The 10,942-nt window shown below is 56.1% G+C and carries 8 protein-coding genes and 2 pseudogenes (1 of these 10 cut by a window edge); all 10 read left to right on the forward strand.

The window, feature by feature from the left end:
* Positions 1-449: pseudogene (locus Q2B33_RS19615) on the forward strand (lipopolysaccharide biosynthesis protein) (it extends 976 nt beyond the left edge of the window).
* 74 nt (positions 450-523) lie between these two features.
* On the forward strand, positions 524-898 hold the full coding sequence (locus Q2B33_RS19620; protein WP_296456681.1) for a hypothetical protein: 375 nt from the start codon (positions 524-526) through the stop codon (positions 896-898).
* A gap of 347 nt (positions 899-1,245) precedes the next feature.
* Positions 1,246-2,406 (forward strand): annotated as a pseudogene (locus tag Q2B33_RS19625) (AAA family ATPase); the annotation flags it as partial.
* A gap of 34 nt (positions 2,407-2,440) precedes the next feature.
* The gene (locus Q2B33_RS19630; RefSeq protein WP_300572247.1) at positions 2,441-2,653 is read left to right on the forward strand and encodes an aspartate dehydrogenase; all 213 of its coding nucleotides are present in this window, start codon (positions 2,441-2,443) and stop codon (positions 2,651-2,653) included.
* A 17-nt stretch (positions 2,654-2,670) separates the two neighbouring features.
* Entirely contained in the window at positions 2,671-3,117 is a 447-nt protein-coding gene (locus Q2B33_RS19635) for a hypothetical protein (protein ID WP_296456690.1), read from the forward strand.
* Positions 3,118-3,126: 9 nt separating this feature from the next.
* A complete protein-coding gene (locus Q2B33_RS19640) occupies positions 3,127-4,272 on the forward strand; it encodes an exonuclease SbcCD subunit D (protein ID WP_300572244.1) in 1,146 nt (381 codons plus the stop codon).
* A 96-nt stretch (positions 4,273-4,368) separates the two neighbouring features.
* Positions 4,369-9,069, forward strand: coding sequence for an AAA family ATPase (locus Q2B33_RS19645; protein WP_300572242.1), 4,701 nt, complete (start codon positions 4,369-4,371; stop codon positions 9,067-9,069).
* A 113-nt stretch (positions 9,070-9,182) separates the two neighbouring features.
* Positions 9,183-9,542 (forward strand): PadR family transcriptional regulator, encoded by a 360-nt coding sequence (locus tag Q2B33_RS19650; protein ID WP_330688389.1) that lies wholly within the window; start codon positions 9,183-9,185, stop codon positions 9,540-9,542.
* The gene (locus Q2B33_RS19655; protein ID WP_300572238.1) at positions 9,536-10,264 is read left to right on the forward strand and encodes a DUF2812 domain-containing protein; all 729 of its coding nucleotides are present in this window, start codon (positions 9,536-9,538) and stop codon (positions 10,262-10,264) included. Before Q2B33_RS19650 ends, Q2B33_RS19655 begins: the two co-directional genes overlap by 7 nt.
* A gap of 468 nt (positions 10,265-10,732) precedes the next feature.
* A partial coding sequence (locus Q2B33_RS19660) for a hypothetical protein (protein WP_300914194.1) occupies positions 10,733-10,942 on the forward strand: 210 nt, incomplete at its 3' end.

A 10,942-nucleotide genomic window follows, 5' to 3' on the forward strand; every position in this document is an offset into this window, starting at 1 on the left:
ATACTATCATACCGATATGTCTTGGAATATACTTTAATTATATGTTCCAGCTGTTTGCAAGAGTTCAAGAATACTATGAAAGAAAAGTGACGGTTGTAATTCCTAGTATTCTTTGCGCAGCATTAAACCTATTAACAAATTATATATTTATTTTAAGATATGGGTATCAAGCAGCTGCATATACAACATTTGGATGTTATCTTTTGTTCTGCTTTATTCATTTTTTGTTTTATAGGAAAGTATGTAGAGAAATTCTGCACGGAAAGCAGTTGTTTGACACAAGAATCCTATTGCTAATATCTTGTGGAGTGATTCTGGGTGGATGTATAATCGCCATTATAAATCAGTTTATATTAGCAAAGTATTGCTGTATAGGCATAGCCGTTGTTGTGATTATTATTAAACGTCAGAAAATAATTAATGCAGTTAGAATGACGATGTCTAAATAATCTTGCCCTACAGCATGCAATCTATACTTACGGATGACCACAGGAGGATTCATCCATCAGGAGAGGAAATATTAATGGAAAAACTAACACTTTCACCATTATCGCATACATGGATTCTTGATTTCGATGGAACCATCGTTAAGCATAATGGTTATAAAATCGATGGAATTGATTCTCTGCTTCCAGGAGCAGCCGAGTTTCTCGCATCAATTCCAACATCTGACATGATTGTATTCCTAACCTCTCGGACAGAGGAGTATAGATATATAACCGAGGAGTTTCTCCAAGCGAACAGCATTAGATATGACCATATAATCTTTGGTGCTCCCTATGGAGAGCGTATTCTTATCAACGATGACAAGCCAAGTGGTTTGAAAATGGGGATTGCCGTTAACAAGACCAGGGATGAGGTGATGAATCTCGCATTTGAAGAAGATAGAGGTTTATGAAGCACCAAAATATCTGCACGAGTAAATTGTATACTTTTTTCTCCTTAATCTTCCTACAGGCCTCGGTTGCTACAGACTGTTCAGGATTCCACACCAGGTTTTCGTTTTACTATGTTTCTGTATTTCTGCCACAACAATATTCAATCTATTCTTGAATTTCTGTTTATTATCAAACATTGCCCAAAAGATTCTGGGAATTCCCTTGGGAGTGGATGTCTGGTGCTTAAGAAGGAAATCGGTTTCCAGAGATAAATGAAATTTCCCTTGCAATCCACCCTCCGCCATGATACTCTTAACACAGAACAGCAATATGGGGCAGGACAATAAGGGAAAGGAGCATGCGGCAGATGGGAAGATTCGTGAACCCCAGGAACAGTGCATTCCAGGATGTGCTGAATTCCCAAATATATGTCGATAAGACAGGTCTCCTGAAATATACCAACAGTGTGATAGACACTACGGCAAAATTCATCTGCAACAGCCGCCCCCGCAGATTCGGCAAATCCGTCACGGCTGACATGCTCGCCGCGTACTATGGCAGGGGATGCGGCTCGGAGGAACAGTTTTTGGGGCTGGCGATCAGCGAGAGCCCTGATTTCAGGGAGCATCTCAATCGATATGACCTGATTCATATAGACATCCAGTGGTGCATGGAGCCTGCGGGCGGAGCTGAACAGACAGTCTCCTTCATTACAGAAAATATAATAAAAGAACTGAGGGCATATTATCCGGAGGAACTGCCTGACGAGGTCAATTCCCTGCCGGATGCGTTGTCCTGTATCAATGCAGCAGACGGGCGGAAATTCGTTATCATTGTGGACGAATGGGATGTCTTGATTCGTGATGAAGCAATGAATCAGGCGGTACAGGATGAATACATTAGTTTTTTAAGGGGCCTATTTAAGGGAAGCGAGCCATCAAAATACCTTCATCTGGCATACCTGACCGGCATTCTTCCAATCAGGAAGGTCAGGACGCAATCAGCGCTCAATAACTTTACCGAGTTTACGATGCTGGATGCCAGGATCTTTGCAGAATATACCGGATTCACGGAAGAGGAAGTCAGGGAGCTCTGCGAGAAGCATGAAAGGGATTTCGAAGAGGTAAAAAGATGGTACGACGGCTATTTGCTCCAGGACTGCCATGTCTATAATCCGAAAGCAGTCGTGGAGCTTTTGACGTGGAACCAGTTTCGGGGATATTGGTCGGGGACGGGCACCTTTGAGGCGGTTGTCCCGCTGATCAATATGGATTTTGACGGTTTGAAGACAGCCATCGTGGAAATGTTGTCCGGCATGCCCGTGGAGCTGGATGTGTCCGCTTTCCAGAATGATACTGTCAGTTTTGCGAATAAAGATGATGTTCTGACCTATTTGATTCACCTTGGCTATCTGGCATACAACCAGAAAACGCAAACAGCGTTCATCCCGAACGAGGAGATAAGGCGGGAGCTCATAAATGCTGTGAAGCGCAGGAAGTGGGATGAATTCATTACTTTTCAACAGGATTAAACACCAGGCCTTGCATGTAAGGGAGAGAAAAATGTTCCGAAAGAAACAACTACCGCAGAAGGACTATGACAGAGAAAACTGGAAGCCAATCCTGAAATGCAGCATCTGCAACGGCGAGCGGGTAGCAGGCTTCAAGAACATCCACACAGGGGAATTCCGGGAGGAGCTCTTCATCCAGGAGGAGGCGCAGCTTGAGGAATTCAGGCAGCGGTACAAAATCACGGAGCTGCCCAAGGAATACTGAGGAAGGGACTGATATATATGAAAGCCTTTTTATACGGAGTCGTGGAGATCATCGCGCGGATACACAGCTATCTGCTGCGGCTCAACGATGCCTACGAATACAATTTTACCGACAAGGAACTGCATTTCCTGATCATCGGCGCGCTGGGGATGGCCATGATATTCGTGGTGCACCCGGTGTTCAAATGGCTGGCCAGGAACAACCACATCATGGTCATCAGTTGGATATACGTTTTTACGTTGATTATCGTAATCACTTTCGCCATCGAAATCGGCCAGAGGGTGACGAACACAGGGGCCATGGAGTTCGCGGACATCATGTTCGGCGTGCTGGGCTTCATCAGCATGTTCCTGGTGTTCTCCGTGTTCCGGGGAATCTACCATCTGGTCCTGCGGCTGATTCGGCGGGAGGACCAGTATGCGGACGAGTATGAGGATGACGATGAGTGGGAGCGGCTGGGATAGGAGACGATCATGAAATTTCTGCACATCTCAGACTTACATATCGGAAAGCGCGTCAATGAGTTTTCCATGATAGAGGATCAGAAATATATCCTGAATCAGATTCTGCGGATCGCGGAGCGGGAACAGGCCGCAGCCGTGCTCATCGCGGGGGACATCTACGACAAGCCCATGCCCTCCGCGGAGGCGGTGCAGATGTTCGACTGGTTCCTCACCGGGCTGGCGGACCTGGGGAAGACGGTCATCGCGGTCAGCGGGAACCACGATTCCCCGGAGCGGATTGCCTTCGGCGGAGAACTGATGCGGGGAAGGGGCGTATATGTATCGCCTGTGTACCGGGGAGAGGCCCTGGAGGTGGAGCTTCGGGACGAATACGGGGATATCAGCGTCCATCTGCTGCCCTTCCTAAAGCCCGCCACCCTGCGGCATGCGCTGGAGGGCAGGCAGGAGGAAGAGGAGAACAGGCTGCCGGAGAGTTATCAGGAGGCCCTGGAGATAGCTGTAAAACGTATGGAAATAGACGTCAAAAAGCGCAATATCCTGGTGGCCCACCAGTTCGTCACCGGCGCGGGGCGTTGCGATTCCGAGGAAGTGTCCGTGGGGGGCCTGGACAATGTGGATGCCAGCGTCTTCGACGACTTCGACTATGTGGCCCTGGGCCATATCCACAGCCCCCAGTCCGTAGGCCGGGAGACTGTGCGCTACTGCGGCACGCCTTTGAAATATTCCTTCTCCGAGGCAGAGCAGGAAAAGTCCGTCACGGTGCTGGAGATGGGGGAGAAGGGGGATGTGGTTTTGTCCACAGTACCCCTGGTGCCATTGCGGGACATGCGGAAGATCAGAGGCTCCTACGGGGAAGTGATGTCCAGGTCCTTCTATCAGGATACGAACACAGAGGACTATGTGCAGATCACGCTGACGGACGAGGAGGACATCCCGGACGGCTTGCAGAAGCTGCGCACAGTGTACCCGAACCTGATGCAGGTGGCATACGACAACAGCCGCACCAGGCAGGACAGGACAGTGGAGGCCGCGGAGCAGGCGGAGCGGAAATCGGAGCTGGAGCTGTTCGGGGAATTCTTCGAGCTGCAGAACAACCAGCCCATGAGCGCGGAGCAGGCGGCATATATGGAGAAGCTGATCGCGGATTTGAAGTAGAGGACATGCTCCGTCTGGACGGGGCGGCAGGGCCGGATAAAAAGGTGTGTCCGGCCTTTTGTATGAGTGCGCGGCGCAACGCGCAGGGGTGTACGGATGAAACCGGTAAAGCTCGTCATCAGCGCCTTCGGGCCCTATGCGGACAGGACGGAAATAGACTTCGACGGCTTCGGAGGCCAGGGGCTCTACCTGATCACCGGGGATACCGGAGCGGGCAAGACTACCATATTCGATGCCATAGCCTTCGCGCTGTACGGCGAGGCGAGCGGGGACGTGCGCAGATCCGATATGTTCCGGAGCAAGTACGCCAAAGACGATGCGCCCACCTATGTGGAGTTCACCTTCTCCTACCGCGGAAAGGAATATACGGTAAAGCGTAATCCTGAGTACCTGCGCCCCAAGGGGCGAGGCAGCGGCTACACTACCCAGAAGACGGATGCCGTGCTGACCTATCCCGACGGGCGCAGCCCCGTCACCAGGGCCAAGGACGTGACAAAGGCTGTGACGGAGCTGATTGGGCTGGACCGCAGGCAGTTCACCCAGATTGCCATGATCGCCCAGGGGGATTTCCAGAAGCTGCTGCTGGCCGGCACGGAGGAGCGGGGAGAGATCTTCCGGCAGATTTTCGGCACAGGCCTTTACAGGCGGATCCAGGAAGAGCTGAAAGGGGCGGTGAAGCTCCAAAGGGATGCCTATGAGGAGCTGAAGCGCAGCATCAATCAGTTCATGGACGGCATCGTCTGTCAGGAGGGCCCGGCATCGGACACCGGAATGAGGCTTCAGGAGCTGCAGAGCCTGAAGTTCGACGGCAGGGTGGAAGAGGGCCTGGAGCTGTTGGCGGCTCTGTGCGCCGAGGACGAGGACATGCTGAAGGCCATGGACGGACAGCTGGAGCGGCTGGAGGAGGAAATCCGGAGAGAGGACAGGCTCATCGTGGACATCGGCCACAGGGAGGAGCAGCGCAGGGCCCTTCTGGAGAACGAGAGGCAGCAGAAGGCGCTGCGGGAGGAGCTTGCCTGCAGGGAGGAACTCTTCGAAAAGGCCGCCCGGGAACGCCAGGAATGCGGCGCGCTGGAGGAGCGGATGCAGGCCGCCGGAAAGAACTTGGAGAGGTTCGAGCTCCTGGACGGGCTGCAGCAGGCCCGGGAGGCGGGAGAACTGGAAATCGCCGCGGAGAAGAAGCGCCAGGAGGACATCCTTTCAAAGAGGCAGGCCCTGGAGGCAGCCCTCCAGGAGGAGCGGGAAAGCTTCCGGCTCCTGGCGGGGGCAGGGGAGGTGAAGGAGCGCCTGGAGCGGCGGCGCAGCGACATCCTGCGCCAGCAGCAGAGCCTGCAGCGGCACAGCGAAGGGCTGGCCCAGGAGGCGCAGCGCCAGCGAAAGGCGGAGGAATCCATTGCGGAGGGTGAAAAGAGGCAACGGGAGCTTACGGCGGGGCTGCTGGAGAACCAGACCGGAATCCAGGCCCTGGGCGACAGGGACGCCATGCTTGCCGCGGTGGAGCAGATGGGCGAGAGGCTTGAGGGTCAGCGTGAGCTTCTGCAGAAGTTGGCCGGAGAGCAGGAGACGGCTCGGAGGGAGAGCAAAAGGATAGACGATGCCCTGGAGGAACTGAAAGCCCGCAGGGAGGCTTTGGCCCGGGAGGCGGAGAAGGACGAAAAAGAGCGGCAGACTTTAAAGAACATCGGCGAGCTTCTGGTGGCATGCCGCCATGAGGTGGATGAGGCGGAGCAGAGGCTGCGCTCCTGCCGGGAACAGGCCGCTGAGCTGAAGGAGTGCCTGGAGGTCTCCCATGCCCTGGAGCAGGCTTATGGGAAGGTCCTGGAGCAGGCCCGCATTCAGCAGGGCCAGTGGGATCGCTGGCAGGCGGAATGGGAGGCGCTGGGGGATGTGGAGGCCCGGGGATTGCTCCTGCAGCAGCGGCAGGAAAAGCTCCGTGAGGCGGAGAGGATGAAGACAGATTTGTCTTTTGATGCCCGGGCGTTAGAGGAGCTGCAGGGAGAGCTTGCTTCCGTGAGGGAAGAATACCTGACGGTGGCGGAGCAGAAACGGAAGCTGGGCGACGCCTATCGGAGGATGGAGCAGCAGTTCCTGGATGCCCAGGCGGGCCTGCTGGCCAGGGGGCTGGAGGAGGGGAAGGCCTGTCCGGTCTGCGGCTCCCCGCACCATCCCACGCCTGCCCGGGTGCCGGAAGCTGCGCCGGAGAAAGCGGTTCTGGACAAAAAGAAGAAGGAACTGTCTTCTGTGGAGGCCAGAACGGAGCGGCTCAGCGAAAAGGCGGCAAACCTGAAAGAAAAGCTGGCGGATTTGTTGGAGCAGACAGAGAACAGGATGCAGAGCGCGCTTGCCATGACTGTGCTGTGGGAGCAGGGGGGCAGACAGGCAAAGCCAGGCGTAGAGCATTCTGAAGCAGAAAATCCGGATGCCGTCAAAGAAAGGCTGCGGAATCTGATGGACGAGATATCGTCAAATGTGAAATCTCTGGAACGAAAGCTGGAAAAGGAGACCCGTGAGGCCGATGAGGCCTACCGCCGGAAGAAGGAGCTGGACAGGATACTGAAGACGGCTGCCCAGAGCCGGAAGGAACTGGAGGAGAAGAGCCAGGATGCGCAGCAGCGGCTGAACACGGCCAGAGGCCAGCAGGCCGAAAGACAGGCCCGGTGGGAGCGCTTTCTGGCCCAACTGCCGGAGGCGGATTCCGGCGATGGGGAGCCTGACAGGGCCCGGTGGACTGCAGAACAGGCGGAAGCCTTCCTGGGCCGGGCATGCGACAGAAGCCATGCCCGGCTGGAACGGGCGGAGGCCGGGAGGAAACGCCTGGAGGCGCTGGAAGGGAAGCTGACAGAGACGGAGGGACAGAGACAGCGCCTGGAGGCTGCCGCGGCGGAAAACAGAGAGCAGGCCGCAAAGCTGCAGGGCCGTCTGGAGGCTGCCGGGAGACAATTGGCAGAGGAACTTTCCAAGACGGGGGCTGCCGCGGCGGAAGCGGACAGGCTGTTCGAAGCCGGGAAGGAGAGCGGGGCGCGCCTGACGCAGGCCATGGCATCCGCGCAGGAGGATTCGCCGTCATCTGCGGCTCCCGAACAGGCCCTGAAGACGGCAGTGGCCCGATGCCTGTCCCAGGCGGGGGTCTATCTGGACAGCCTGGCGGAATGGAGGAAACGGATTCAGTCGGACATCGCCCGTCGGGAGCGGCTGGAGGCGGACCGGCGCAGGATGGAAGAGCAGCTTGCCCAAATCCTTGCCCTGCTGGGCGAGACAGCGAAGGAGCTTGCGGGAATCCGGAGCAGGAAGGAGGAAAAGGCCGGGCTTCTGAGGGAGAGCCTGGCGGCCTTTGGCGGGAGCCGGGAGGAGCCTGGCGGCCTCGCGGCCGGTGCAGGGAAGGATTTCGGCGGCAGACAGCCCATGGAAGAGGGGCATTCCAGGGCAGAGAAGCAATGCATGGAAGGGGAGCATTCCAGGGCAGAGAAGTATTGTTTGGAAGGGGAGCATTTCAGGGCAGAGAAGCATTCCGTGGAAGAGAAGCAATGCATGGAAGAAGGGCATTCCATGGAAGAAGGGCAATGCATGGAAGAAGGGCATTCCGTGGATGAGCATTCCATGGAAGAGGCCCTGCAGGCGGCGGCCCGTCAGGCCCTGGAAGAGATTTCGAGGCTCCTTGCGGCCCTGGAGGAGGATATCCGGCGAAACCGGCAGGATCTGGCCAGACGGCGGGAGCTGGAGCTTGGCATCCCGCAGAAGGAGGCCGAAAGAGACCGGCTCCTGGAGGAAATCCGGCAGACGGAGCTGAACCTGGCTGCGAAGACCGCGGACAATGCCTCCCGGCAGGGACAGATACAGTCCCTTATGGAGCAGTTGGGGGACGAGACCAGGGAGAAGACCCTGGCGGACATCTCTGCCCTGCGGAACCGGAAGACGGCATTGGAGGACGCCTATCAGTTGGCCGAAAAGAACCTGGCGGAATTCCGAACCAAAAACGAACGCCTGGCCGCGGCCATCGACACCCTGCGCAGACAACTGGCCGCGCAGGGTGCGGATGAAGGAGAGGCCGCCCATGGAAGAGCGGCGCTCCATGAAGAGCAGGATATGGAGACAGTGATTGCCCGGAGGGAGGAAAGCCGACAGGCGAAGAGCGGGCTCAGCGCAAAGCGGGATCAGAAATACGCCGCCCTCTCCCAAAACCAGGAAATCCTCCGGAAGGTGAGGAGCAGACGCGAGGACATAGCCTCTGTAGAGAAAAAATACGTATGGCTGCGCTCCCTGGCGGACACGGCAGGGGGCAGCCTGAACGGCAAACGCAAGATTGAACTGGAGACCTACATCCAGATGACCTATTTCGACCGCATCATCCGGCGGGCCAACATCCGCCTCCTCACCATGAGCAGCGGCCAGTACGAACTGAAACGCCAGCAGGAAGGGGACAACCGCAGGGAGAAGGCGGGGCTGGAGCTGGCCGTGATCGACCACTACAATGCCACGCAGCGCAGCGTGAAGACACTGTCCGGCGGCGAGTCCTTCCAGGCATCCCTCTCCCTGGCCCTGGGCCTGGCGGACGAGATCCAGTCCTATGCCGGGGGCATCCAGATGGACTGCATGTTCGTGGACGAGGGCTTCGGCTCCCTGGACGAGGAAGCTCTGGCGCAGGCCATGAAGGCCCTGCAGCAGCTCACTGAGGGCAACCGCCTGGTGGGCATCATCTCCCATGTGGCCGAGCTGAAGGAACGGATAGACAGGAAAATCGTAGTCAGGAAATGCAGGGACAGGAACGGCGTGGGCAGCAGCGTATCCGTGCAGCCCTGAGGGACAAGGCCGGAGCGGCGGCTCCGGTCTTGTGTGTTTTCCGGAGTCTGAAGCTTGACAAATATATCGTCTGGTGATATATTAATGACAAATATATCACCAGACGATATATCATGGGCGACAGAGACGCATTCCGGAAGAAAGGAAGCGAAATGGAGAAGCAGACACCATTGACAGAGGCACTGTTCTACATCCTGTTGTCCCTGAGGAAGCCTAACCACGGCTACGGAATCATCCAGGAGGTGGAAGGGCTCACTGGCGGCAGAGTGGTGCTGGGCCCGGGAACTCTGTACGGGGCCATACAGACCATGGCGGCCCGGGGATGGATCCGGATATACAGCGAGGAGACGGATTCCCGGAAGAAGAAGGAGTATGTCATCACAGAGCTGGGCAGACATGTCTTCGCGGAGGAAAAAAAGCGTCTGGAGGAGCTTCTGCACAATGCGGAGAAAATGGAGGGGGACACATGGTAAAGTTCAAGCTGTTCATCAATAAGGACGAAGAGACGGAATACCTCAATGAAATGGCGGGGAAGGGTTATGCCATGAAGGGCTTCGCGATGGGATTCTATACTTTTGAAAATTGTAGGCCTGGCGAATACATCTATCAGGTGGACATCACGGAGGGGTTATTCCGGGTGAGCGGAGACTACAGGGACTTCATGCGGGAAATGGGCGTGGAGATCGTATGCCTGTGGGGGCCCTGGGTCATCCTGCGCAAGAGGGCGGAGGAGGGGCCCTTCGTGCTGTATACGGATGTGGAGTCCAGCATCGAACATTACCAGAAAATCAAAAAAGCGCTCAAGATAGCCGTCATCCTGGAGATAGTCTGCATCCTTATGGAAGTGATTTCAGCCGTAGGCGGGACGGACAGGGAGTCCGTCATGCTCCCCCTGGCTGGCTGCTGCCTGCTGGCCGCCATCGTCGTAATCATTGTTCGGGAAATCTGCCGCGTGAACGCCATTCTGGCAGAGCTTAGGGCCAGGATAGGCCAGGAGGAGCCGAGCGGATGCCGGGGGAGCCATAGTCCGTCGCTGATCTTGTGCCTGGGCATTGTGCTGAACGGAATCTGCCTCGCGATGCCGGAACCGGGAGGCAGCGCCCTGTATGGATTCGCAAAAGGTGTCCTGCAGGGCATTGCCCTGATCCTCATGGGCGCAGGAATCGCCATTACCGTGATGGGGCGCAGGGAGTGAGCCGTCAGGAGCGGAGCCGGAACCCGCACGGGCAGAGGGGAAAGGCTTCCTCCGGGGACATGCGGTTATGGGAGCGCCGTGGGGCATTTCGGTGACCATTGCTGCCGCCGTGGGGGATTGCGGCTGCGGCCGGAAAGGGCCGATAGGTAGATGGAGAATGTGATATGTGATGCAAAAAGAGCCGTACTCCTGGCTTTTGGCCGGGGTACGGCATTTTCGTCCAGAAAATATATTACATAATTGTAGCCAACCTCTTTTTTCAGGGCACGGCTGACAGGGAGGCCGGTAGCGAGAGCCGGAACGGGCCATGCTGCCGCTCCACAGCCTCCAGCCTCCGGAAAGAAATGAACTGACAGAATCGAGTGTAGCAATTTTAAAGCATATCTGGTATAATTGAATCGTCACGATATAGATAGGCGGTTATCGCCCCGCAGCTTTGGAACATGTCCGGAGGGCGAAAAGAAAAAGATGCTCCGCAATCGGGAAAGCGACAGGCATTCGATTGCGAACCTGGAAAAAACGGATGGAAGAGGCCCGGTCAATCGTAAACGGGACAGGTTACAGGGCGGAAAACCAGGGATGACCGGCAAATCCGCAATGGATGAATCAAATACCCCGCTGCAAGCAACGGGGTATTTGACCCTCGCGGCATTCGTCAAATGTGCATGCAAGCATGCC

Origin of the sequence: uncultured Acetatifactor sp. (assembly GCF_948601915.1) — a bacterium.
GTDB lineage: Bacteria > Bacillota > Clostridia > Lachnospirales > Lachnospiraceae > Acetatifactor.

Excerpts from the sequence above, each read along its gene's own strand:
- Q2B33_RS19620 (WP_296456681.1), top strand. The coding sequence starts at position 524 with ATGGAAAAACTAACACTTTCACCATTATCGCATACATGGATTCTTGAT.
- Q2B33_RS19630 (WP_300572247.1), top strand. The coding sequence starts at position 2,441 with ATGTTCCGAAAGAAACAACTACCGCAGAAGGACTATGACAGAGAAAAC.
- Q2B33_RS19635 (WP_296456690.1), top strand. The coding sequence starts at position 2,671 with ATGAAAGCCTTTTTATACGGAGTCGTGGAGATCATCGCGCGGATACAC.
- Q2B33_RS19640 (WP_300572244.1), top strand. The coding sequence starts at position 3,127 with ATGAAATTTCTGCACATCTCAGACTTACATATCGGAAAGCGCGTCAAT.
- Q2B33_RS19645 (WP_300572242.1), top strand. The coding sequence starts at position 4,369 with ATGAAACCGGTAAAGCTCGTCATCAGCGCCTTCGGGCCCTATGCGGAC.
- Q2B33_RS19650 (WP_330688389.1), top strand. The coding sequence starts at position 9,183 with ATGGGCGACAGAGACGCATTCCGGAAGAAAGGAAGCGAAATGGAGAAG.
- Q2B33_RS19655 (WP_300572238.1), top strand. The coding sequence starts at position 9,536 with ATGGTAAAGTTCAAGCTGTTCATCAATAAGGACGAAGAGACGGAATAC.